This is a genomic window from Thermoactinomyces sp. CICC 23799, assembly GCF_016055145.1.
GTDB classification, from domain to species: Bacteria; Bacillota; Bacilli; order Thermoactinomycetales; family Thermoactinomycetaceae; genus Thermoactinomyces; species Thermoactinomyces intermedius.
This window is the reverse complement of record NZ_JAECVV010000003.1, coordinates 96,948-118,985: the sequence shown is the minus strand read 5'-3', so window position 1 is coordinate 118,985 and position 22,038 is coordinate 96,948. Positions and strand designations below refer to the sequence as shown.

Below are 22,038 nucleotides of genomic sequence, written 5' to 3'. Positions count from 1 at the left end.
CTGGATCCTGCCTCACCCTTTCCAACAAAAAAAGATTATTTTACCAATTCAAGGAAGACCATGGGTGCACCGTCTCCACGGCGAGGTCCTAATTTGAGAATGCGTGTGTAACCACCATTCCGGTCTTCATAACGGGGAGCAATCTCATCAAAAAGCTTTTTCACTGCGTTCACTTTTTGATGTGTGACTTCTTCTCCCTCTTTCACCGTGTAAGAACGATTGGTACGCACATAGGCAGCGGCTTGACGACGTGCGTGCAAATCGCCGCGCTTTCCGAGCGTAATCATTTTTTCAACGATCGAGCGCACTTCTTTTGCTTTTGCTTCCGTGGTTTCGATGCGTTCGTGAATGATCAGATCGGTAACCAAGTCACGAAGCATTGCTTTGCGTGCGCTGCTGTTTCTGCCAAGTTTTGCGTATGCCATGCTTTTCCCTCCCCCTTCAGAGATTAGTCTTCTTTACGCAAAGACAATCCAAGCTCAGCCAATTTGCTTTGTACTTCTTCCAAAGATTTGCGTCCAAGGTTACGCACTTTCATCATGTCTTCTTCCGTTTTTTGCGTCAGTTCCTGAACCGTATTGATGCCGGCCCGTTTCAGACAGTTGTAAGAGCGAACCGAAAGGTCGAGCTCTTCGATCGTCATTTCCATGACTTTTTCTTTCTTGTCTTCCTCTTTTTCCACCATGATTTCCGCATCTTTTGCTTCTTCCGTCAAGCCGACAAACAACATGAGATGTTCGTTCAGGATTTTCGCACCAAGGCTTACCGCCTCGTCCGGTTTCAAGCTTCCATCGGACCAAACTTCCAATGTCAGCTTGTCATAGTTGGTGACTTGTCCAACCCGTGTGTTCTCCACTTGATAGTTTACCCGTTCAATCGGCGTGTAGATCGAATCGACCGGAATCACACCAATCGGTTGATCTTCACGTTTGTTTTTATCAGCAGATACATATCCGCGGCCACGATTCGCCGTCATCCGGATGCGCAAATGCGCATCATCGCTCAATGTGGCAATGTGCAAATCCGGGTTTAAAATTTCCACATCGCTGTCTGCACGAATGTCGCCTGCGGTTACATCTCCAGGGCCTTCCACATCGATCTCCAAGATTTTTTCTTCATCCGAATGAATCTTCAGAGCCAACTGCTTCAAGTTTAAAATAATTTCCGTCGTATCTTCCACAACTCCGGGAATTGTGGAAAACTCATGCAATACCCCATCTATCTGAATGGAATTAACGGCCGCTCCTGGCAATGAAGAGAGCAGTACACGGCGCAGAGAGTTGCCCAGGGTAGTGCCGTATCCGCGTTCAAGAGGTTCCACCACAAATTTTCCATATCGATGATCTTCACTGATCTCCACAGCTTCGATCTTCGGCTTTTCAATTTCAATCATACGGCTCACAAACCCTCCTTCAGAACGTCGCGTTCCGGGCGAAATCCAACCTCATGATTGCACGGATTTGGTATAACAGGATAAAAGAATTAGTCTTATCCAGTATACACCATCTCATGCAAAAATAAACAATGGAACAGATTGGAAGCAAAAATTAAACACGGCGACGTTTCGGCGGACGACATCCATTGTGAGGGATTGGTGTTACGTCTTTGATCAGACTTACTTCCAAACCTGCCGCTTGCAAAGAACGAATCGCTGCTTCACGACCTGCTCCCGGCCCTTTCACCAGAACATCCACAGATTTCATTCCGTTTTCCATCGCTACTTTCGCAGCTTGTTCCGCAGCCATTTGAGCTGCAAAAGGCGTGCTTTTACGGGAACCTTTGAATCCCATCGTACCGGAGCTTGCCCATGCAACGGTGTTTCCGCGCGGATCGGTAATTGTTACGATGGTGTTGTTAAAAGTGGAACGAATGTGAGCCGTACCGGCTTCAATGTTTTTTCTTGCACGGCGTTTGACACGTTGAGTTGTCGTTTTACGTTTAGCCACAATTTTCCCTCCTTGCTATTCTTATTTTTTCTTGTTCGCTACAGTGCGGCGAGGACCTTTGCGTGTGCGTGCATTCGTTTTGGAGCTTTGACCGCGAACAGGCAGCCCGCGACGATGACGAATTCCGCGATAACATCCGATTTCGATCAACCGTTTGATGTTTAATGCCACTTCACGACGAAGATCCCCTTCGATGACCAGGTTTTTGTCAATGAAGCTGCGCAATTTTGCTACTTCATCTTCCGTCAGGTCACGAACCCGGGTATCCGGATTGACCCCCGTCTCTTTCAAAATTCTTTTCGATTGGGAACGACCGATTCCGTAGATATAAGTGAGGGCAATTTCTACGCGTTTTTCACGTGGTAAATCGATTCCGGCAATACGCGCCATACTTTACACCTCCCGTCATTAACCTTGTTTTTGCTTATGCTTCGGATTTTCACAAATTACCATGACTGCCCCTTTGCGACGAATCACTTTGCATTTTTCGCAAATGGGCTTTACTGAAGGTCTCACTTTCATTTCAGCACCCTCCTGTCTTAAGCGTCTTTCAGCAACTGCTCACAGGTCTTTACTTGTAACGATAAGTGATCCGTCCACGGGATAGATCGTAAGGAGAAAGTTGAACAGTTACTTTGTCTCCCGGCAAAATACGAATAAAGTGCATGCGAATCTTTCCGGAGACATGGGCCAGAACTTCATGACCATTTTCCAACTCTACACGAAACATCGCATTCGGTAAAGGTTCTTTTACAATCCCTTCTACCTCGATCACATCTTCTTTGGCCATCGATTCACACTCCTTTATGCTCCTGCTTGAGCAAATATTGGTTCAGGGCGTATCGTAACTTCGCATTATCCACTCGACGATACTTCTTCAAATCAGCTGCAATCTCCTGATTAATCGTATTCGTCACTTGAATGTGCTTGACATTCTTCTTTTTCGGGCATTCCATCTTTCGCCGGTTCCCGTCCGCCAGAAGAACGAAATACGGTTCTTGACAGCCGACCACGATTGCGAAGTTCCCTGCATCACGTCCGCGCAAAATGCGTACAATCTGTCCGGGACTCGGGAGACAATCCACATCTGTCACGTCCATCACCCTTCACCTGGATTACGCTTTGGTCAGAATCTCATAGCCGTCATCTGTGATCGCGATGGTATGCTCAAAGTGCGCGCAGAGAGAACCATCCGCCGTTACGACCGTCCAATTGTCAGCGAGTGTATTGACAAACCGTTTTCCATAGTTGACCATCGGCTCGACCGCAATGGTCATTCCGGATTTCAAACGGGGTCCTTTTCCGGGAATCCCGTAATTCGGAATGCTCGGACCTTCATGTAAGTTCCGGCCCACACCATGCCCGACATACTCCCGTACGATGGAAAAACCGGCTTCTTCGGCAACGGTCTGGATGGCATGGGAAATATCACCCACTCTGGCCCCGGCTTTGGCTTGCTCCAGTCCTTTATACAAAGACTCTTCCGTAACCTTCAACAATCTTTCCGCTTCCGGACTGATCTTTCCGACCGGATAAGTCCAAGCCGAATCTCCGTGATATCCTTCATAACATGCACCGATATCCAGAGAGATAATATCTCCTTCTTTTAATTCGCGGTTTCCAGGAATCCCGTGCACCAACTCATCGTTGACGGATGTGCATATACTGCCTGGAAAGCCATTATACCCCTTAAAGGAAGGCGTCGCACCATATCCGCTAATCACTTTTTCCGCCAGCCGGTCAAGCTCTTTGGTGGTAATCCCGGGCTGAATGGCCTTTTTTAACTCCTGATGTGTCAAATATACGATCTTTCCGGCTTCTCTCATGCGTTCGAGTTCATTGGCCGATTTGATGATAATCATGACTTCGCCCCTCGAATCACGGACATAATCTCTTTGGTTACATCTTCGATCGGCTGCTTCCCATCGACACGATGAAGTTTGCCAGTTGATTCATAATAGCGCAGTAACTTTTGGATCTGCTCCATGTTGATTTTGAGACGTTCTTTCACCGTCTCAATCTTGTCATCATCCCGCTGATAAAGTTCACCGTTGCAGCGGTCACAAACTCCATCCACTTTTGGCGGAGCAAAAACGACATGATAAGTCGCGCCACACTCGCGGCAAATGCGTCGACCCGTCAGACGTTTCAGGAGTTCCTCCTCATCAACATCAATATAAATCACATAATCGATGGGACGATTCAACTCTTTTGTCAATTCATCCAGTGCTTCAGCTTGCGGAACCGTTCTGGGAAAGCCATCCAACATAAATCCGTTTGCACAATCATCTTTGCCCAAACGTTCACGCACAATACCGATCGTCACCTCATCAGGGACCAATTTTCCCTGATCCAGGTAAGTTTTTGCCTCCAGGCCAAGCGGTGTTTCCTCTTTCACTGCCTGGCGAAACATATCTCCGGTCGAAATATGCGGGATCTTCAACTCATCAATAATGTGCGCTGCTTGCGTCCCTTTCCCGGCCCCGGGTAAGCCCATGAGTACAATATTCATCAATATCCCTCCCGGTTCAACTGTCTACGGGTTTGGTCCGCACTTACAGAGAAAAAATGGATTTGCATGCCCATATCATAGCCCCGGAAACAAATCCGGGGGATGGACAATGCTCATTTATGCATAAACCCTTTGTAATGGCGTCTGATCAACTGACTTTCGATCGTTTTCATCGTTTCCAATGCCACACCGACCACGATGAGAAGCGAGGTTCCGCCAATCTGAACGGTACTGGGCAGACCCGAAAAGTTGATGAAAAAGATCGGCAAAATGGATACGGCCGCCAAAAACACCGAACCTGTCAAAGTTAAGCGATTCATCACCTTGGTCAAATAGGTTGAAGTGTTTTTTCCAGGCCGGATTCCCGGAATAAAGCCGCCATTTTTCTTCATCTGATCAGCCAATTGAATCGGATTGATTTGCACGAATGTGTAAAAATAAGAGAATCCGATGATCAGGATGACGTACAGAACCATCCCCAAACCAAAATGGGTGTAGGTGAAATTGGCCTGAATCCAATCCGCAACCGGATGCCCTTGCCAGAAGCCGGCAATCGTCACCGGGAACATGAGCAAAGCCAGTGCAAAGATCACCGGAATCACGCCGGCTGCATTGATTTTCATCGGAATGTGCGTCGACTGACCGCCGTACATTTTACGGCCAACCACCCGTTTGGTGTACTGTACCGGAATTCTGCGAACACCTTGTTGAATATAAATGACCCCGATCACAACCAGGATCACAACCAGCAAAATTCCAACGGCTTTCAAAATTCCAAGGAACAATTGGTCTTCCTGAACAAACAATGTGTTGTAAATCGCACCCACATGAGACGGGATGGCTGCCACAATCCCGGCAAAGATCAAAATGGAAATTCCATTTCCGATTCCTTTTTCCGTGATTTGTTCGCCCATCCACATCAAAAATGCGGTACCCGCTGTCAGTGTGAGAGAAATCAAAGCATAGGACCAAACGCTTTGGTCTTCGATAAAGCCGGTAATATAACGGTTGAAACCAATGGACAATCCGATGGATTGAATCAATCCCAACACAATCGTAAAGTAGCGGGTAAACTGTGCCAATTTACGGCGACCCACTTCACCTTCCTTCGCCCATCGTGCAAAGGCCGGAATGACATCCATCGTCAAAAGTTGCACAATGATCGAAGCAGTGATATAGGGCATAATCCCCATCGCAAAAATGGAGAAGTTCGTGAAAGCCCCCCCGGAAAAAGCATTGATGAGACCAAAAACACCTTGTGCTTGATCCATCAACATTTGGAGAGCCTCGGCGTTAGTGTTCGGAACCGGAATAAAACTTCCGATCCGAAAAATCACTAACATCATCAAAGTGTATAAAATACGCCGACGAAGATCTTCCACCTTAAAGATATTGCCCAGGTTCCGAATCATTAGATTACCTCCGTCGCTCCACCAGCGGCGTTAATTTTCTCCTGCGCTGAAGCAGAGAATTTGTGAGCTTTCACCGTCAGCTTTTTCTCCAGTTCGCCATTGCCAAGAACTTTCAATCCGCTTTTCAGGTTTTTAACAACGCCTTCTTTAACCAAGAGTTCCGGTGTCACAACGGTTCCGTCTTCAAACCGGTTCAACGTGTCCAGGTTGACGATTGCGTATTCCACACGATTCGGGTTTGTAAAACCGCGTTTCGGCAAGCGGCGGTAAATCGGCATTTGACCCCCTTCAAAACCAGGGCGTACACCGCCACCGGAACGTGCATTTTGTCCTTTTTGACCACGTCCCGAAGTTTTTCCCTGACCCGCTGCAATACCACGTCCAAGGCGTTTTTTCGCTTTACGAGCGCCGGTAGCTGGCTTTAATTCATGCAATTTCATCCCTCGCACCTCCTCTTCAGCATGTCATCCAAAAATCACTCGTTGATTTCTTTGACTTCTACCAGGTGTGATACCTTGTTCAGCATCCCGCGAATTGCCGGATTGTCTTGATGCGTAACGGTTTGTTCACGTTTTTTCAAACCCAGCGTACGCAAAGTTACGCGTTGGCTTTCCGGGCGGCCGATCATGCTGCGCTTGAGGGTAATCGCCAGTTTTTTAGCCATGGTCATCCCCTCCTTATCCCAACAGTTCCTCTACGCTTTTACCGCGCAGTTTTGCTACGTCTTCCGGACGTTTCAAGTTTTCGAGTCCATTCAGCGTAGCGCGTACCATATTGATCGGGTTGTTTGAACCTGTCGATTTCGTCAGAATGTCACCAACACCTGCAGCATTCAACACGTCACGCACAGGACCTCCGGCAATGACTCCGGTACCTTTCGATGCCGGCTTCAAAAGAACTTCCCCGGCACCAAAACGGCCGATCATTTCGTGAGGAATCGTGCTTCCCAAAAGGGGGACACGAATCATATTCTTTTTCGCATTCTCAATTCCTTTGCGAATGGCTTCCGGTACTTCAGCCGCTTTTCCGATCCCTGCTCCAACTTTGCCTTTGCCGTCGCCGACAACGACAAGAGCGCTGAAACTGAAGCGACGTCCGCCTTTTACAACTTTTGCCACACGGTTAATGCTAACCACTTTTTCGATAAACTCTGATTGCGCAGCATCTCTTTTGCGCGGCTTCTCTTGTTTGCTCAAAAGTCCAGACCTCCTTCCCGTGCTCCTTCAGCCAAAGCTTTCACACGACCATGATAAATGTATCCGCCGCGATCAAAAACAACTTTATTGAATCCTTTGTCCGCAGCTCGTTTCGCAATCAATTTGCCGACTTCGCGTGCCGCATCCACTGTTCCGCCATTGACACCTTTTTCTTTGATTTCTTTATCCAAGGTCGAAGCAGCTGCCAATGTGTGTCCGGCCATGTCATCGATCAATTGAGCGTAAATGTTTTTGGAAGAACGGAAAACGTTCAAACGGGGACGCTCAGCGGTACCAAACACTTTGTTGCGAACACGCAAATGGCGTTTTTTCCGTCTCTCGTTACGACTTACTTTACGAATCACGGTCTAGTTCACTCCCTTCTTGATCATGCTACGGTTTACTTCCCGGTTTTCCCTTCCTTACGACGAATCACTTCATCGCTGTACTTGATTCCTTTGCCTTTGTAAGGTTCAGGTACACGGACTTTCCGGATGTTGGCGGCCATTTCACCAACAACTTGTTTGTCGATCCCTTTGACAACGACTTGTGTTTGGGAAGGGACATCAATCTCGATTCCATCCATCGGAGTGATCTCCACCGGATGAGAATAACCGACGTTCAAGACCAGTTTGTTTCCTTTTTTCTGAGCCCGATAACCGACACCAACCAACTCGAGGGTTTTGGAGAATCCTTTGCTTACGCCTTCCACCATTCCGGCGATCAAGCTGCGGGTGGTTCCGTGTAAAGCACGGTAGGTCCGATGATCGTTCGGACGTTCCACCACGACTTGATTCTCTTCCACCTTGATGCTGATATCGGAATGGAAGTCACGGGACAAGGTGCCTTTCGGTCCTTTCACGGTAACCTTGTTCCCTTCCACGTTTACTTCAACCCCGTTTGGGATTTCAATCGGTTTTTTCCCGATACGAGACATAACATTCACCTCCATCCGTAAACCAATTACCAGATATACGCAATGACTTCTCCGCCGACTTTTTGCTCACGGGCCTCTTTGTCCGTCAAAATCCCTTTGCTGGTGGACAAAAGAGCAATGCCCAAACCACGCAAAACACGCGGAATTTCATTGGCTTTTACATAAACGCGCAACCCGGGTTTGCTGATCCGTTTCAATCCGGTAATCACTTTTTCATTGTTTGGTCCGTACTTCAAGAAAATCCGAATAATGCCTTGTTTGTTGTCTTCAATATATTCCGCGTCGCGGATAAAACCTTCACGTTTCAAGATCTCGGCGATTTCCCGCTTCATACGGGATGCCGGAAACTCAACACTTTCATGACGAACCATATTGGCATTCCGAATTCTTGTCAGCATATCTGCAATCGGGTCTGTCATCACCATGTGAAACCCTCCTTCCTATCCTATTACCAACTTGCTTTTTTCACGCCGGGAATCTGCCCTTTGTAGGCCAATTCTCGGAAGCAAATACGACACAGACGGAACTTACGCATCACCGAATGCGGGCGACCGCAACGTTCACAGCGCGTATAAGCACGAACTTTGAATTTCGGTTTGCGTTTCGACTTCACGATCATCGATTTTTTGGCCAAGTGATTCCCTCCCTTCAAAGTTTTGCCGTCCCGTTATTTGCGAAAAGGCATTCCCATCAATGCCAACAATTCACGCGCTTCTTCATCCGTATCGGCTGTCGTCACGATCACGACATCCATTCCGCGAACTTTGTCCACTTTATCGTAAGAGATTTCCGGGAAAATCAATTGCTCTTTCAAACCGAGGGTGTAGTTTCCGCGTCCGTCAAAGGATTTCGGGGATACCCCGCGGAAATCGCGAACCCGTGGCAGAGCCACATTCATCAGTTTGTCAAGGAAATGATACATCCGTTCTCCACGAAGGGTTACTTTTGCACCAATCGGCATTCCTTCACGGAGTTTAAATCCGGCAATTGACTTTTTCGCCCGTGTCACAACAGGCTTTTGACCGGAAATCAATGTGAGGTCTTCCACTGCACCATCCAAAGCTTTGGAGTTTTGTACAGCTTCACCCACACCCATGTTGATTACGACTTTTTCCACTTTGGGTACTTGCATGGTAGATTTGTATCCAAATTTTTTCATGAGGGCAGGAGATACCTCATTGAGATACTGCTCTTTCAAGCGTGCTGCCATCAGGGTTAACCTCCCTTCATCAAACATTACTTGTCAAGAATTTCTCCCGATTTTTTCGCATAGCGCACTTTTTTCTTCTCGCCGTTTTTGCCTTCCACAAACTTGTAACCGACACGGGTCGGCTCTTTGGTTTTCGGATCTTCGATCATCACATTGGATACATGAATCGGTGCTTCCTGTTCAACGATCCCGCCTTGTGGATTGGCTTGGGTCGGGCGAGTGTGCTTTTTGACCATGTTGACACCTTCAACCAGCACACGGTTTTCTTTCGGCATTGCTTTAATCACACGGCCGCGAGTGTAAACTTTTTTGCCATCTGCGAAGTACGGAGCTTCTTTACCTCGCATCACAATGACCATATCACCCTTTTTGATGTGCATACCGGGCACCTCCTTACCTGCAGAAGTGTTCTGTTTTCATCTTCATGAAATCCTTAGAGTACTTCCGGTGCTAAAGAGATGATTTTCATGAAGTCGCGGTCACGCAACTCACGGGCAACGGGTCCAAAAATCCGTGTACCGCGAGGGCTTTTATCATCTTTGATCACAACCGCGGCGTTTTCGTCAAAGCGGATGTAAGAACCGTCCGGACGACGTACGGAACGGACCGTGCGTACCACCACGCACTTCACGACATCCCCTTTCTTGACAACGCCACCGGGTGTAGCTTGTTTTACAGAAGCCACAATCACATCACCGATACCGGCCGATGATTTTTTCGATCCACCAAGTACACGAATGCACATTACTTCCTTCGCACCAGAGTTATCTGCCACACGCAAACGTGTTTGAGGTTGAATCATGACATTCCCTCCTTCCCGCTTCAATCATGCGCTTGTCATTAAACAATCACTGCTTCTTCAACGATTTCAACCAAACGCCAGCGCTTATCTTTTGAAAGCGGACGTGTTTCCATGATTCGTACAACATCTCCGACTTTTGCACGGTTTTCTTCATCATGCGCTTTGAACTTTTTGGTGTATTTCACGCGTTTTCCGTACAATGGATGCTTTTTGTAGGTTTCAACAGCGACGACGATCGTTTTATCCATTTTATCGCTGACCACTTTGCCGACACGTACTTTACGGCGACTTGTGCGCTCGTTCATCCCTGTTTCCTCCTTTCAATCCCTAGTTCGCGCTCCCGCAATACGGTTTTACAACGGGCAATATCCTTGCGAACCTGACGCAACCGGGCCGGGTTTTCCAATTGACCGGTTGCCGATTGGAAGCGGAGGTTAAACAGCTCTTCTTTGTACTGTGCGAGCTTTTGCTCGATTTCGGCGGTGGTCAATTCGATCAGCTCTTTTGCTTTCATTCGTTACCACCCGCTTCTTCACGTTTTACAAATTTGGTTTTGATCGGAAGTTTGTGAGCTGCAAGACGAATCGCTTCACGGGCCACTTCTTCCGGAACCCCTGCTACTTCAAACATCACTTTGCCAGGTTTCACAACCGCCACCCACTTTTCGGGCGAACCTTTCCCGCTTCCCATCCGTACTTCGAGGGGTTTTTGAGTGATCGGTTGATCCGGGAAAATTTTAATCCACACTTTCCCGCCACGTTTCATGTAACGGGTCATGGCAATACGGGCAGCTTCGATTTGACGGTTGGTGATCCAAGCCGGTTCAAGCGCTTGTAAACCAAATTCACCGAAAGCGACTTCCGTACCGCCTTTTGCCCTCCCTTTCAAACTGGGGCGATGTGGACGGCGGAACTTCACGCGTTTTGGCATCAGCATAGGTTACTCGCCTCCTTCCGCTGCTCCTTCTTTATTTTTTTGCGGCAAAACTTCGCCACGATAAATCCATACCTTCACACCGATCCGGCCGTATGTGGTATGTGCTTCGGCAAAACCGTAGTCAATATCAGCACGCAATGTGTGAAGCGGAACCGTTCCTTCGCTGTAACCTTCACTGCGTGCAATGTCTGCACCGCCAAGACGGCCGCTCACCAAAGTGCGAACCCCTTTTGCTCCGGCACGAACCGAACGCTGAATGGCTTGTTTCATCGCACGACGGAATGAAACACGGCGTTCCAGTTGTTGTGCAATGTTTTCAGCTACCAGATATGCATCAAGCTCCGGGTTTTTCACTTCGCTGATGTTGATGTGAACTTTCTTGCCGGTCAATTTGGTAAGAGCCTGACGAAGTGCTTCCACCTCAGCTCCACCTTTACCGATCACCATTCCGGGTTTCGCGGTATGAAGGGTGATGTTAATGCGATTTGCAGCACGTTCAATCTCAATTCCAGACACCGCTGCGTCTTTCAGGCGTTTTTTGATATACTCACGGACTCGAATGTCTTCGTGCAAGAGATCTGCATAGTCTTTATCCGCATACCATTTGGATTCCCAGTCGCGGATCACGCCGACACGCAGACCCACCGGATTTACCTTTTGACCCAAAGCTTCATCCCTCCTTATTCAATCATTCTTTTTCAGAAACAACTACCGTAATGTGGCTTGTGCGTTTGTTGATACGGCCCGCGCCACCCCGAGCACGTGCAATGTAACGCTTCATCGTCGGCCCCTCATCTACGAAAGCTTGCTCTACATAAAGACGATTGGTGTCCATATTGTAGTTATGCTCCGCATTCGCTACGGCGGAGTTCAACACTTTCTCAATAATCGGAGAGGCGGCACGAGGAGTAAAGCGTAAAATGGCAAGTGCCTCTTCTACAGATTTGCCGCGAATCAAGTCAATCACCAGACGTGCTTTACGGGGAGCGATCCGCACGTAACGAGCAACTGCTTTTGCTTTCATCATTTAACCTCCTCTCTTAACCGAAACCTCTACCGTCTTTTCGTTTTCTTGTCATCACCGGCATGCCCTCTGAAGGTCCGGGTCGGTACGAATTCACCCAATTTGTGGCCCACCATGTCTTCTGTCACATAAACCGGCACATGTTTGCGCCCGTCATGCACAGCAAACGTATGACCCACAAATTCGGGGAAAATGGTGGAACGACGAGACCATGTTTTGATCACACGTTTTTCGTCTTTTTTGTTCAGTTCTTCCACTTTTTTCAAAAGATGTGCATCGGCAAATGGCCCTTTTTTCAAGCTGCGGCCCATAAGTTCGACCTCCCTTCGAGTGAGGCTATTTCACAGCCTTTATTTACCTTTACGGCGACGAATAATATATTTGTCAGACTGCTTGTTTTTCTTGCGGGTTTTGTAACCCAGCGTCGGTTTTCCCCACGGGGTAACCGGAGATTTGCGTCCGATCGGTGCACGACCTTCCCCACCACCATGCGGGTGATCCACCGGGTTCATCACCGAACCGCGAACCGTCGGCCGTTTACCCATCCAACGGGAACGTCCGGCTTTCCCCACACGGATCAATTCATGATCAATGTTTCCGACTTGACCAATCGTTGCACGACAGGTGAGAAGGATCATCCGGGTTTCGCCGGAAGCCAGGCGAATGATCGCATATTTTCCTTCTTTCCCGAGCAGTTGTGCAGAAGCACCTGCAGCACGCACCAATTGACCGCCGCGGCCCGGTTTCATTTCGATGTTGTGAATCACCGTACCCACCGGGATGTTTTTCAGCGGCAAGGCGTTTCCGACACGAATGTCCGCATCCGGACCGGAAACCACGGTCATTCCGACTTTCAATCCGTGCGGTGCCAAGATGTAGCGTTTTTCACCATCTTTATAATGGATCAGTGCAATGTTTGCAGAACGGTTCGGGTCGTACTCGATTGTGGCAACTTTGCCTGGAATGCCATCTTTATCACGTTTAAAGTCAATGATACGGTATTTCCGTTTATGTCCCCCACCTTGATGGCGGACCGTTAATTTCCCTTGATTGTTGCGGCCGGCTTTTCTCACCAGCGGAACAACCAATGACTTTTCCGGCTTATCCGTCGTAATCTCATCAAATGCCGAAACGGTCATATGACGACGGGACGGGGTCGTTGGCTTAAAAGATTTAATAGCCACTGCTCTTTCCCTCCTTCTTGCTTAATATCAAACCTCAAATACTTCGATGGCCTTGCTGTCTTCCGTGAGCGTTACAATCGCTTTTTTCCGTTCGGGTCTGCGACCGCTGTAACGACCGTAACGTTTCACTTTTCCTTTTACGCGCATTGTGTTTACTTTATCCACTTTCACGCCGAAGATCTCTTCGATCGCTTTTTTCACTTCCACTTTGTTTGCGCGGGGATCGACTTCAAATACATATTTCTTTTCTTCCATCAGGTCTGTGGACTCTTCGGTGATGACCGGTCGACGAATAATGTCACGTGGGTTTTTCACTGGCCAAACACCTCCTCAATGCGATTCACAGCCCCGCGGGTGAGAATGAGTTTGTCATGATAAAGCACATCAAGAACATTCAAGCCTTCAGCCGGGATCACTTTCACTCCCGGAATGTTACGGGCGGAAAGCTCTGCATTTTCTTCCACTTGATCTGCAACGATCAACGCTTTGCGATCCACACCCAGATTTTTGAGGACTTGAACCATCTCACGGGTTTTGGGCTGTTCCATTTTCAATTCATCCAGAACGATCAGCTCGCTGTCGTTCACTTTGGAAGAAAGCGCCGATTTAATGGCAAGACGCCGTACTTTTTTCGGCAATTTGTAAGCATAGCTCCGTGGTTGCGGACCAAACACGGTGCCACCGCCAACCCACAACGGGGAACGAATGCTGCCGTGACGTGCGCGTCCGGTTCCTTTTTGTCTCCAGGGTTTTTTACCGCCACCGCTCACAGCCGCACGATTTTTGGTTGCATGGGTACCGCGGCGCAAGGATGCTTGTTGCATGACAACGGCTTCGTGCAACACAGCTTCATTCGGGGTGATGCCAAAAACATTTTCAGAAAGCTCAATGTCCCCGACTTGCTTACCGCTCATATCTAAGACCGTTAACTTTGGCATGGATGCTCCTCCTTTCTTCACTCAATCAGTTGCCTGCTTTCACAGCAGATTTGATCACTACATAACCGTTTTTCGGTCCCGGAATGGCGCCTTTGATCAAGAGCAGATTTTTCTCGGCATCAACACGAACCACTTGCAGGTTTTGTGTTGTCACCTTGTCTCCGCCCATGCGTCCGGGCAATGTTTGTCCTTTGAACACACGGCTCGGACCTACCGCACCCAAAGAACCGGGTCTGCGATGATAACGGGAACCGTGACTCATCGGACCGCGGGATTGGTTATGCCGTTTAATGGCACCGGCAAATCCTTTCCCTTTGGATGTTCCAGTGACATCCACGATGTCCCCTTCAGAGAAAATATCCGCTTTGATGGTGCTTCCCAATTCATACTCATCCAAGTTCACACCGCGGATCTCTTTGATGAATTTTTGGGGTTTGACGCCGGCTTTTTTCGCATGACCGAGTTCCGGCTTGTTTGCACGATGTTCTTTCTTTTCGTCAAAACCGAGTTGAACGGCCTCATATCCGTCGGTTGCGACTTCCTTTTTCTGCAACACGACACAGGGACCTGCTTCAACCACCGTAACCGGAGTGACCACTCCGTCTTCATTGAAGACCTGAGTCATCCCGAGTTTTCTACCGAGAATCCCTTTCACTTTGCACACCTCCTGCCATTACAGAATCAGAGATTACAATTTGATTTCAATGTCGACACCAGACGGAAGATCCAATCTCATCAACGCATCCACGGTTTGCTGAGTTGGATTCATGATGTCAATGAGACGTTTATGAGTGCGCATTTCGAATTGCTCACGAGAATCTTTGTATTTGTGAACCGCGCGCAAAATCGTATAAACCGATTTTTCCGTCGGCAGCGGGATCGGGCCGGAAACGCTGGCACCTGTCCGCTTGGCGGTATCCACGATTTTAACCGCAGATTGGTCCAAAATGCGGTGATCGTAAGCTTTCAACCGAATGCGAATCTTTTGTTTTGCCATCTTTACCCCTCCTTCTCGCCCATTTTGAAAATGAACTTCTCCACGAAAATTTCCCGCCCGGCCATGGCAAAGGGGCCGGGTGTGTCGGCAACCTTTCGCTTCATCGCGTTCATGACAACATTCACGATTATAAAGAAAAAACAATAGATATGCAAGTTTTTTTCTTGTTTTGATTGCATCGGGGAGCCATTGTCGCATTTTTGATGAAAAAACTCCCGGAATAAAAGAGTACGGGAACCGCATGGCGATTTCCTGCCGGACGTCACGGATTGACTTTTTCCGCTTCCCGTGCACGCCGGAGGAATGCCGCAATCCGTCCGGCAGCCTGCTCCATGTCTTTCCGGTTCGTGATGTCAATGCTTGCATGATTCAATGCATACTGACGCCTTCTTTCAAAAAACAACCGTTTGATCTCTTCCATCGTTTTGTCTCGCAAAACCGGACGGTTGTCGCGGATCTGCGGATAACGTTCCTCTTTCCAATATTCCCAGGATACATCAAGGAAAACGACCAGCCCGTGCTTGAGACAGACACGGCGCACCTCTTCCTGCAAATACGCACCGCCGCCAAGGGAGAGCACCTTCCTCTGCTCCCCCGCACACAACCTGACGATCAAATCCCGTTCCTGCCGCCGGAACCAGGCTTCTCCTTTGCGGGCAAACATTTGCGGGACAGACATGTGATGCACTTTTTCCAATTCACGGTCCGTATCCGCAAAATCAAAGCCCAACATCCCGGCCACCTGCTCCCCGACCGTCGTCTTTCCCGCTCCCATAAAACCAATCAGTACAAGATTTCGTTCCTGACACGAAAGACCATCCGGCACTTTCATCTCCGCTTTCACCCTTTTTCCGCCAGCTTATAAACCCTTCAAAAGGAAGACCGGCACAAATTGGCCAAACCACATCCATCTTCTTCCATCCGGGCCCTTTTTAATTAACTAAGAGTATAAAGCGCGCCCGCAAACCGTGTCAATCTTCGCCCCGGGTATACTTTTGAATGACTGGCAACAGATTTTGGACTTCTTCAACCGGCATCTGTCCCGGAGCTGAACTTCGGGATCCGGAGGCAAACGTGACGGCGGACCCGTATGCCCAACCCGCCAGCCGGGTAATCGTCCCCAATCCGCCCATCGACATGGTGATTAAGGGAATTCGCACATGATTCCGCGCTTCTTCGGTTGCTTCCATTAAAACGATCACATCTTTGAAAGTGGCGGGCATCACGGCCACTTTGGCAATATCCGCCCCAAACTCAACGGCTTTGAAGATTTTATCAACCAGTACTTCTTTTGCCGGCGTCTGATCAAAATCATGGAAAGACAAAATCAAGCGGACCCCGTATGCTTTGGAAACGTTGCGGATAACCGGGATGTTCCGCTCGTCCCGCAACTCGTGGTCGATCAGATCCACCTGACGGGTTTGACAGACCCACTTCATCAGGCGGATTTTATTGCCATCCGTCAACGGGATGGGTTGCCCCCCTTCTTTTTCGGAACGAATCGTGAACAAAAGCGGAATCTCCCCGACAATCCCCCTCATCTGATGAACAACATCCAATACCTTTTCCGGATCGCCGATCTCTTGAAAAAAATCCGCCCTCCACTCGATCAGATCCGGCTTTTTCCGACAAAGTTCACTTGTCTGCTTTCGGATCTCATCCGCATCTTTGCCGACCACCGGGGCACAAATACAAGGCTGTCCGCCCCCGATTTCAACCTTTCGGACCGTGACGACGGTTGGCGAAATCTTCATTCTCCCCTCACACTCCTCTACGCTTCTTTCAGGATGGATGCATGCGTATTGAATTTACTATACTATATCCACTCTGAAGAGAAAAACCTGCATACTGATGGTACTGCTCCGGCCGTTATGAAACCGCCCCCGCCTGCATCATCGATTCCCGTGAAACAAGCCGGTCATCCACACACTCCGCCTTTCAAAAATTCCTCATGAAACACACCAGTCCCCCACACGCTCCACCTTTTAAAAAACACCGTCCCACGCAACCATTTCCCCGTGTATCCCAAAGCTGGGTGCCGCATATCCGCTCCTTTCGGCCCATAAAAAAACCGCTGCCTGAAATCAGGCAGCGGTTGTGCCAAATTCACCATTGATCTTACTCAATGATTTCGGTAACGGCACCTGCACCAACGGTACGTCCACCTTCACGGATAGCGAAGCGGGTACCATCTTCAATAGCGATCGGTGCAATGAGTTCTACTTCCATTTCCACGTTGTCGCCAGGCATGCACATTTCAACGCCTTCCGGCAGTTTGATAACACCGGTTACGTCCGTGGTGCGGAAGTAGAATTGCGGACGATAGTTGGAGAAGAACGGGGTATGACGACCACCTTCTTCTTTGGACAATACGTAAACTTGTGCTTTGAATTTGGTGTGCGGGTTTACGCTTCCCGGTTTAGCGAGAACTTGACCACGTTGGATTTCTTTGCGGTCAATACCACGCAACAATGCACCGATGTTGTCACCAGCTTCAGCGCTGTCGAGCAACTTACGGAACATTTCAATTCCGGTTACAACCGTTTTACGGGTTTCATCCAAACCAACGATTTCCACTTCGTCACCTGTGTTCAAGATACCGCGTTCCACACGACCGGTAGCAACGGTACCACGACCGGTGATGGTGAACACGTCTTCCACAGGCATCAAGAAGGTTTTGTCAGTGTCGCGTTCCGGAGTCGGAACATATTCGTCGATGGCTTTCATGAGTTCATGAATCGGTTGAGCATCTTCTCCGGTCGGGTTTTCCAGAGCTTTCAATGCAGAACCGCGGATAACCGGAATGTCATCTCCCGGGAACTCGTACTCGCTGAGCAACTCGCGAACTTCCATTTCAACGAGCTCGAGAAGCTCTTCGTCGTCAACCATGTCGCATTTGTTCAAGAATACAACGATGTACGGAACGCCTACTTGGCGGGACAGCAAGATGTGTTCACGGGTTTGCGGCATCGGACCGTCAGCTGCGGATACAACCAGGATGGCTCCGTCCATTTGAGCAGCACCCGTGATCATGTTTTTCACGTAGTCGGCGTGACCCGGGCAGTCAACGTGAGCATAGTGACGATTTTCGGTTTCGTACTCAACGTGAGCGGTGGAGATGGTGATTCCACGTTCTCTTTCTTCCGGAGCTTTGTCGATTTGATCGTAAGCTTGTGCTTCAGCACCACCGGATTGAGAAAGAACGGTTGTGATTGCAGCGGTCAAAGTGGTTTTACCATGGTCTACGTGACCGATTGTTCCGATATTTACGTGCGGTTTCGTACGCTCGAATTTGGCTTTAGACATATCGAATAATCCTCCCTTTGCTTAGGAATCAGTAATATTTTAATAGATTTATTGGAATCAGGGAAGCGGACATTTTTCCGCTTCTCCAGGTAGTTTAGCAGGGTTTGCCATTAAGCGCCAGTTGCTTTTTTGACAATTTCATCCGCGATGTTTTTCGGCACTTCTTCATAATGGTCAAACACCATTGTGAAAACACCGCGTCCTTGTGTGCGGGAACGCAATGTGTTTACGTAACCGAACATCTCGGCAAGCGGAACCATCGCACGGATGACTTGGCCTCCGGAACGGGATTCCATTCCTTCCACACGTCCGCGGCGCGAGTTGATGTCACCCATGACATCCCCCATGTATTCCTCCGGAACCACGACTTCCACTTTCATGATGGGTTCGAGAAGTACCGGGTTACATTTGTCCTTGGCTGCTTTCAACGCCATGGAACCTGCGATTTTAAAGGCCATTTCCGACGAGTCCACATCGTGGTAAGATCCGTCGAAGAGTGTTGCACGGATGTCCACCAACGGATAACCCGCCAACACACCGTTTTGCATGGCTTCTTCGATACCGCTTTGTACGGCCGGGATGTATTCTTTCGGTACAACCCCACCGACAATTTTGTTGACAAATTCGAAGCCGGCGCCTTCTTCCAGCGGCTCGAATTCGATCCATACGTGACCGTATTGACCGCGTCCACCGGACTGACGCACGAATTTCCCTTCCACTTTCGCGGAAGAACGGAAGGTTTCCTTGTAGGCAACCTGAGGTGCACCCACATTCGCTTCCACTTTGAATTCGCGTTTCAGACGGTCAACGATGATGTCCAGGTGAAGCTCTCCCATTCCGCTGATGATGGTTTGACCCGTTTCTTCATCCATTCTCGTTTTGAAGGTCGGGTCTTCTTCAGCCAGTTTGGAAAGAGCCACTGCCATTTTATCCTGGTCGCTTTTGGACTTCGGTTCAATGGCAATGGAGATCACCGGTTCCGGGAATTCCATCGATTCGAGAATGATGGGGTGTTTTTCATCGCACAGGGTTTCACCGGTGGTGGTGTCTTTGAGTCCCACCCCTGCAGCGATGTCACCGGCATAAACGGTGCTGATCTCTTCACGGTGGTTTGCGTGCATCTGCAGGATACGACCGATGCGTTCACGTTTTCCTTTGGTTGAGTTCAGTACATAGGAACCGGATTCCAATGTACCGGAATACACACGGAAGAACGTCAATTTACCTACATACGGATCTGTCATGACTTTGAACGCCAACGCTGCAAACGGCTCGTCATCCCCGGATTTGCGGGTGGCTTCGGTGCCATCCGGCAAGGTTCCTTGGATGTCCGGCACGTCGAGCGGGGACGGCAAATAATCGACGACAGCATCCAGCAACAATTGAACCCCTTTGTTTTTGTAGGAAGAACCGCAAAGAACCGGTGTGATTTCCACGTTACATGTTCCTTTGCGAAGTGCCGCTTTGATTTCATCAACGGTCAATTCTTCCCCTTCGAGGTACTTCATCATCAACTCTTCATCCAACTCAGCAACCGCTTCGATCAATGCCGTACGGTATTCTTCCGCTTTTTCCTTATACTCTTCAGGGATCTCGCGGGCCTCGGACCGGGTTCCCAGGTCATCGAGGTAAAAGACCGCTTTCATGTTGATGAGGTCGATGATGCCTTCAAACGTGTCTTCAGCGCCGATCGGCAACTGAATCGGAACGGCATTGGCGTTCAAACGTTCACGCATTTGCTCCACGGCGCCGTAGAAGTCAGCACCGATGATATCCATTTTGTTTACGTAAGCAATGCGTGGAACACCATAGGTGTCAGCCTGACGCCATACCGTTTCGGATTGAGGCTCAACGCCACCTTTCGCACAAAAAACCCCTACAGCTCCATCCAATACACGCAGGGAACGCTCAACTTCCACGGTAAAATCAACGTGACCCGGAGTATCGATGATGTTAATCCGATGTCCTTTCCACTGAGCCGTGGTTGCAGCGGAAGTAATGGTGATTCCGCGTTCCTGCTCTTGTTCCATCCAGTCCATCGTGGCGGCACCTTCATGGGTTTCCCCGATTTTGTGCACACGACCGGTATAGAACAGAATCCGCTCGGTGGTCGTTGTTTTACCCGCATCAATGTGAGCCATGATTCCAATGTTACGTGTATTTTTTAAGGAGAATTCACGGGCCATCGGAAATTTCTCCTTTCATGTCGGCAAATTTAAATTACCAGCGATAATGTGCAAAAGCACGGTTTGCTTCTGCCATGCGGTGAGTATCTTCTTTCTTCTTCACTGCAGCTCCTGTGTTGTTTGCTGCATCCATGATTTCGTTGGCCAAACGCTCTTCCATGGTCTTCTCACTGCGAAGACGGGCATAGTTCACGAGCCAACGCAAACCAAGGCTGGTACGACGCTCCGGCTTGACTTCAACCGGCACCTGGTAGTTGGCACCCCCAACACGACGTGCCTTTACTTCCAATACTGGCATTACGTTTTTCAGTGCTTGTTCAAACACTTCCATCGGATCATTTCCGGAACGCTCGCGGATGATATCAAAAGCATTGTACAAAATGCGCTGAGCAACTCCTTTTTTACCGTCATACATCAGCCGGTTGATCAGACGGGTAACCAGTTTGCTGTTGTAAATCGGATCCGGCAGCGCATCCCGACGAGGTACTGGTCCTTTACGCGGCATGCTTCTCCCTCCTTTTTATCCCATTTTGTCAAATCTTATGCTTCATTATTTTTTCGGACGTTTGGTACCGTATTTGGAACGGCCTTGTTTCCGGTCGGTCACCCCGGCCGTGTCCAAAGCGCCACGCACAATGTGATAACGCACACCAGGCAAGTCTTTAACACGTCCGCCACGAACCAGAACCACGGAGTGTTCTTGCAGGTTATGGCCGATTCCTGGAATGTACGCCGTCACCTCGGTTCCGTTTGTCAAACGGACACGGGCATATTTACGCAAAGCGGAGTTCGGCTTTTTCGGCGTCATCGTGCCCACACGGGTACATACTCCGCGTTTTTGCGGTGCACTTTGGCGTACAACCTCTTTTCTCAGCGTGTTGTAGGTGTATTGAAGCGCTGGTGATTTGGATTGAGATTTTTTGCTTTTACGACCTTTACGCACGAGCTGGTTAATTGTCGGCATTCTTCAGGCACCTCCCTTTGGCGCGGATTTAACTTGTTTACAAGACCACAGATCCAGGTGTTCCATCTGTGGTTATAAAAATGGGAACGACTTATATTTCAGGAGGCCGGCCGCGCAATCACCATACGCGGCCAACCGTTGATATCGTCGCTCACACTTCTTTTAAAATCGCTGCCGTCGCCGCGCCGACTTCAATCCCGCAAGCTTTTCCGAGCTTTTTCATGGAGTCGACATGCTCCGCAGCAATTCCTTTCTCTTTGCAAAGCGTAACAATCGGTTCTGTGATTCGCGGATCCGCATCATCAGCCACAAACACCCGGGTGGCAATGCCCTGTTCAATGGCTTTTTTCGTTTGCTTGGCACCAATCGTTAACGAATTTGCTTGTTTCACTTTTTCATAAGACATGCTTGCTGCCCTCCAAAGTGAATGATTTACATCCAAGCACACGAGGATATATTACCACCATGAATGAGCAAAGTCAATAAAA

38 protein-coding genes are annotated in these 22,038 nt (G+C 48.9%); all 38 read right to left on the bottom strand.

The features are described from left to right. Nucleotides 1-35 precede the first annotated feature (35 nt). A complete protein-coding gene (rplQ, locus tag I8U21_RS04900) occupies nucleotides 36-425 on the bottom strand; it encodes a 50S ribosomal protein L17 (protein WP_181732425.1) in 390 nt (129 codons plus the stop codon). 23 nt (nucleotides 426-448) lie between these two features. Then, the gene (locus I8U21_RS04895; RefSeq protein ID WP_049720822.1) at nucleotides 449-1,393 is read right to left on the bottom strand and encodes a DNA-directed RNA polymerase subunit alpha; all 945 of its coding nucleotides are present in this window, start codon (nucleotides 1,391-1,393) and stop codon (nucleotides 449-451) included. A 154-nt stretch (nucleotides 1,394-1,547) separates the two neighbouring features. Then, entirely contained in the window at nucleotides 1,548-1,946 is a 399-nt protein-coding gene (rpsK, locus tag I8U21_RS04890) for a 30S ribosomal protein S11 (protein ID WP_037997801.1), read from the bottom strand. A gap of 21 nt (nucleotides 1,947-1,967) precedes the next feature. Beyond that, nucleotides 1,968-2,336: a 30S ribosomal protein S13 gene (gene rpsM, locus I8U21_RS04885; RefSeq protein ID WP_037997804.1), complete on the bottom strand. Its 369-nt coding sequence runs from the start codon at nucleotides 2,334-2,336 to the stop codon at nucleotides 1,968-1,970. 18 nt (nucleotides 2,337-2,354) lie between these two features. Next, on the bottom strand, nucleotides 2,355-2,468 hold the full coding sequence (gene rpmJ, locus I8U21_RS04880) for a 50S ribosomal protein L36 (protein WP_022738894.1): 114 nt from the start codon (nucleotides 2,466-2,468) through the stop codon (nucleotides 2,355-2,357). 49 nt (nucleotides 2,469-2,517) lie between these two features. Beyond that, a complete protein-coding gene (infA, locus tag I8U21_RS04875; RefSeq protein ID WP_037997807.1) occupies nucleotides 2,518-2,736 on the bottom strand; it encodes a translation initiation factor IF-1 in 219 nt (72 codons plus the stop codon). A 4-nt stretch (nucleotides 2,737-2,740) separates the two neighbouring features. Further along, nucleotides 2,741-3,046 (bottom strand): KOW domain-containing RNA-binding protein, encoded by a 306-nt coding sequence (locus I8U21_RS04870; RefSeq protein WP_181732424.1) that lies wholly within the window; start codon nucleotides 3,044-3,046, stop codon nucleotides 2,741-2,743. 15 nt (nucleotides 3,047-3,061) lie between these two features. After that, nucleotides 3,062-3,808, bottom strand: a complete 747-nt coding sequence (map, locus tag I8U21_RS04865; RefSeq protein ID WP_198053397.1) for a type I methionyl aminopeptidase — start codon at nucleotides 3,806-3,808, stop codon at nucleotides 3,062-3,064. After that, nucleotides 3,805-4,458, bottom strand: coding sequence for an adenylate kinase (locus tag I8U21_RS04860; RefSeq protein ID WP_037997815.1), 654 nt, complete (start codon nucleotides 4,456-4,458; stop codon nucleotides 3,805-3,807). Before I8U21_RS04860 ends, map begins: the two co-directional genes overlap by 4 nt. 113 nt (nucleotides 4,459-4,571) lie before the next feature. Then, complete coding sequence (gene secY / locus I8U21_RS04855) at nucleotides 4,572-5,870, bottom strand: preprotein translocase subunit SecY (RefSeq protein ID WP_198053396.1); 1,299 nt, start codon at nucleotides 5,868-5,870, stop codon at nucleotides 4,572-4,574. Next, a complete protein-coding gene (rplO, locus tag I8U21_RS04850; RefSeq protein ID WP_181732421.1) occupies nucleotides 5,870-6,310 on the bottom strand; it encodes a 50S ribosomal protein L15 in 441 nt (146 codons plus the stop codon). The genes secY and rplO overlap by 1 nt, the downstream gene beginning before the upstream one ends. 35 nt (nucleotides 6,311-6,345) lie before the next feature. Beyond that, on the bottom strand, nucleotides 6,346-6,534 hold the full coding sequence (gene rpmD, locus I8U21_RS04845; RefSeq protein WP_181732420.1) for a 50S ribosomal protein L30: 189 nt from the start codon (nucleotides 6,532-6,534) through the stop codon (nucleotides 6,346-6,348). A gap of 13 nt (nucleotides 6,535-6,547) precedes the next feature. Continuing rightward, nucleotides 6,548-7,015, bottom strand: a complete 468-nt coding sequence (gene rpsE / locus I8U21_RS04840; protein ID WP_198053510.1) for a 30S ribosomal protein S5 — start codon at nucleotides 7,013-7,015, stop codon at nucleotides 6,548-6,550. A gap of 47 nt (nucleotides 7,016-7,062) precedes the next feature. Then, nucleotides 7,063-7,431 carry a 50S ribosomal protein L18 gene (gene rplR / locus I8U21_RS04835; RefSeq protein ID WP_037997828.1) on the bottom strand — a complete coding sequence of 123 codons (369 nt, stop codon included), beginning with the start codon at nucleotides 7,429-7,431 and terminating at the stop codon, nucleotides 7,063-7,065. 35 nt (nucleotides 7,432-7,466) lie between these two features. Continuing rightward, nucleotides 7,467-8,003: a 50S ribosomal protein L6 gene (gene rplF / locus I8U21_RS04830; protein ID WP_037997831.1), complete on the bottom strand. Its 537-nt coding sequence runs from the start codon at nucleotides 8,001-8,003 to the stop codon at nucleotides 7,467-7,469. Nucleotides 8,004-8,029: 26 nt separating this feature from the next. Continuing rightward, complete coding sequence (gene rpsH / locus I8U21_RS04825) at nucleotides 8,030-8,428, bottom strand: 30S ribosomal protein S8 (protein WP_037997834.1); 399 nt, start codon at nucleotides 8,426-8,428, stop codon at nucleotides 8,030-8,032. Between the two features lie 23 nt (nucleotides 8,429-8,451). Continuing rightward, nucleotides 8,452-8,637, bottom strand: a complete 186-nt coding sequence (locus tag I8U21_RS04820; RefSeq protein ID WP_037997836.1) for a type Z 30S ribosomal protein S14 — start codon at nucleotides 8,635-8,637, stop codon at nucleotides 8,452-8,454. Nucleotides 8,638-8,670: 33 nt separating this feature from the next. Beyond that, nucleotides 8,671-9,213, bottom strand: coding sequence for a 50S ribosomal protein L5 (rplE, locus tag I8U21_RS04815; RefSeq protein ID WP_181732418.1), 543 nt, complete (start codon nucleotides 9,211-9,213; stop codon nucleotides 8,671-8,673). 26 nt (nucleotides 9,214-9,239) lie between these two features. Further along, nucleotides 9,240-9,593, bottom strand: coding sequence for a 50S ribosomal protein L24 (gene rplX, locus I8U21_RS04810; protein ID WP_037997839.1), 354 nt, complete (start codon nucleotides 9,591-9,593; stop codon nucleotides 9,240-9,242). Between the two features lie 53 nt (nucleotides 9,594-9,646). Beyond that, complete coding sequence (rplN, locus tag I8U21_RS04805; protein WP_181732417.1) at nucleotides 9,647-10,015, bottom strand: 50S ribosomal protein L14; 369 nt, start codon at nucleotides 10,013-10,015, stop codon at nucleotides 9,647-9,649. Between the two features lie 38 nt (nucleotides 10,016-10,053). Continuing rightward, nucleotides 10,054-10,320, bottom strand: coding sequence for a 30S ribosomal protein S17 (rpsQ, locus tag I8U21_RS04800; protein ID WP_037997846.1), 267 nt, complete (start codon nucleotides 10,318-10,320; stop codon nucleotides 10,054-10,056). Further along, nucleotides 10,317-10,529, bottom strand: coding sequence for a 50S ribosomal protein L29 (rpmC, locus tag I8U21_RS04795; RefSeq protein ID WP_037997849.1), 213 nt, complete (start codon nucleotides 10,527-10,529; stop codon nucleotides 10,317-10,319). Before rpmC ends, rpsQ begins: the two co-directional genes overlap by 4 nt. Continuing rightward, on the bottom strand, nucleotides 10,526-10,951 hold the full coding sequence (gene rplP / locus I8U21_RS04790) for a 50S ribosomal protein L16 (RefSeq protein ID WP_181732416.1): 426 nt from the start codon (nucleotides 10,949-10,951) through the stop codon (nucleotides 10,526-10,528). The genes rpmC and rplP overlap by 4 nt, the downstream gene beginning before the upstream one ends. A 3-nt stretch (nucleotides 10,952-10,954) precedes the next feature. Further along, nucleotides 10,955-11,617 carry a 30S ribosomal protein S3 gene (rpsC, locus tag I8U21_RS04785; protein WP_037997062.1) on the bottom strand — a complete coding sequence of 221 codons (663 nt, stop codon included), beginning with the start codon at nucleotides 11,615-11,617 and terminating at the stop codon, nucleotides 10,955-10,957. Between the two features lie 22 nt (nucleotides 11,618-11,639). Continuing rightward, nucleotides 11,640-11,975, bottom strand: a complete 336-nt coding sequence (gene rplV / locus I8U21_RS04780) for a 50S ribosomal protein L22 (protein WP_181732415.1) — start codon at nucleotides 11,973-11,975, stop codon at nucleotides 11,640-11,642. A 29-nt stretch (nucleotides 11,976-12,004) separates the two neighbouring features. Then, nucleotides 12,005-12,286: a 30S ribosomal protein S19 gene (gene rpsS / locus I8U21_RS04775; RefSeq protein ID WP_037997058.1), complete on the bottom strand. Its 282-nt coding sequence runs from the start codon at nucleotides 12,284-12,286 to the stop codon at nucleotides 12,005-12,007. Nucleotides 12,287-12,325: 39 nt separating this feature from the next. Then, nucleotides 12,326-13,159, bottom strand: coding sequence for a 50S ribosomal protein L2 (gene rplB / locus I8U21_RS04770; protein WP_181732414.1), 834 nt, complete (start codon nucleotides 13,157-13,159; stop codon nucleotides 12,326-12,328). A gap of 27 nt (nucleotides 13,160-13,186) precedes the next feature. Then, on the bottom strand, nucleotides 13,187-13,474 hold the full coding sequence (rplW, locus tag I8U21_RS04765; protein WP_037997053.1) for a 50S ribosomal protein L23: 288 nt from the start codon (nucleotides 13,472-13,474) through the stop codon (nucleotides 13,187-13,189). After that, on the bottom strand, nucleotides 13,471-14,097 hold the full coding sequence (rplD, locus tag I8U21_RS04760; protein ID WP_181732413.1) for a 50S ribosomal protein L4: 627 nt from the start codon (nucleotides 14,095-14,097) through the stop codon (nucleotides 13,471-13,473). Before rplD ends, rplW begins: the two co-directional genes overlap by 4 nt. Nucleotides 14,098-14,122: 25 nt before the next feature. Beyond that, nucleotides 14,123-14,752, bottom strand: coding sequence for a 50S ribosomal protein L3 (gene rplC, locus I8U21_RS04755; protein WP_181732412.1), 630 nt, complete (start codon nucleotides 14,750-14,752; stop codon nucleotides 14,123-14,125). 33 nt (nucleotides 14,753-14,785) lie between these two features. Next, nucleotides 14,786-15,094 (bottom strand): 30S ribosomal protein S10, encoded by a 309-nt coding sequence (gene rpsJ, locus I8U21_RS04750; protein ID WP_037997048.1) that lies wholly within the window; start codon nucleotides 15,092-15,094, stop codon nucleotides 14,786-14,788. Nucleotides 15,095-15,356: 262 nt separating this feature from the next. Continuing rightward, nucleotides 15,357-15,926 carry a shikimate kinase gene (locus I8U21_RS04745; RefSeq protein WP_198053395.1) on the bottom strand — a complete coding sequence of 190 codons (570 nt, stop codon included), beginning with the start codon at nucleotides 15,924-15,926 and terminating at the stop codon, nucleotides 15,357-15,359. 139 nt (nucleotides 15,927-16,065) lie between these two features. Further along, nucleotides 16,066-16,848 (bottom strand): type I 3-dehydroquinate dehydratase, encoded by a 783-nt coding sequence (gene aroD, locus I8U21_RS04740; protein ID WP_198053394.1) that lies wholly within the window; start codon nucleotides 16,846-16,848, stop codon nucleotides 16,066-16,068. Nucleotides 16,849-17,212: 364 nt separating this feature from the next. Further along, the gene (gene tuf / locus I8U21_RS04735; protein WP_181732409.1) at nucleotides 17,213-18,400 is read right to left on the bottom strand and encodes an elongation factor Tu; all 1,188 of its coding nucleotides are present in this window, start codon (nucleotides 18,398-18,400) and stop codon (nucleotides 17,213-17,215) included. Nucleotides 18,401-18,510: 110 nt separating this feature from the next. Then, on the bottom strand, nucleotides 18,511-20,586 hold the full coding sequence (fusA, locus tag I8U21_RS04730) for an elongation factor G (protein WP_181732408.1): 2,076 nt from the start codon (nucleotides 20,584-20,586) through the stop codon (nucleotides 18,511-18,513). A gap of 34 nt (nucleotides 20,587-20,620) precedes the next feature. Continuing rightward, nucleotides 20,621-21,091, bottom strand: coding sequence for a 30S ribosomal protein S7 (gene rpsG, locus I8U21_RS04725; RefSeq protein WP_037997036.1), 471 nt, complete (start codon nucleotides 21,089-21,091; stop codon nucleotides 20,621-20,623). A gap of 45 nt (nucleotides 21,092-21,136) precedes the next feature. Further along, nucleotides 21,137-21,550: a 30S ribosomal protein S12 gene (gene rpsL / locus I8U21_RS04720; RefSeq protein ID WP_181732407.1), complete on the bottom strand. Its 414-nt coding sequence runs from the start codon at nucleotides 21,548-21,550 to the stop codon at nucleotides 21,137-21,139. 151 nt (nucleotides 21,551-21,701) lie between these two features. Then, a complete protein-coding gene (locus tag I8U21_RS04715; RefSeq protein ID WP_181732406.1) occupies nucleotides 21,702-21,956 on the bottom strand; it encodes a 50S ribosomal protein L7ae-like protein in 255 nt (84 codons plus the stop codon). Nucleotides 21,957-22,038 lie beyond the last annotated feature (82 nt).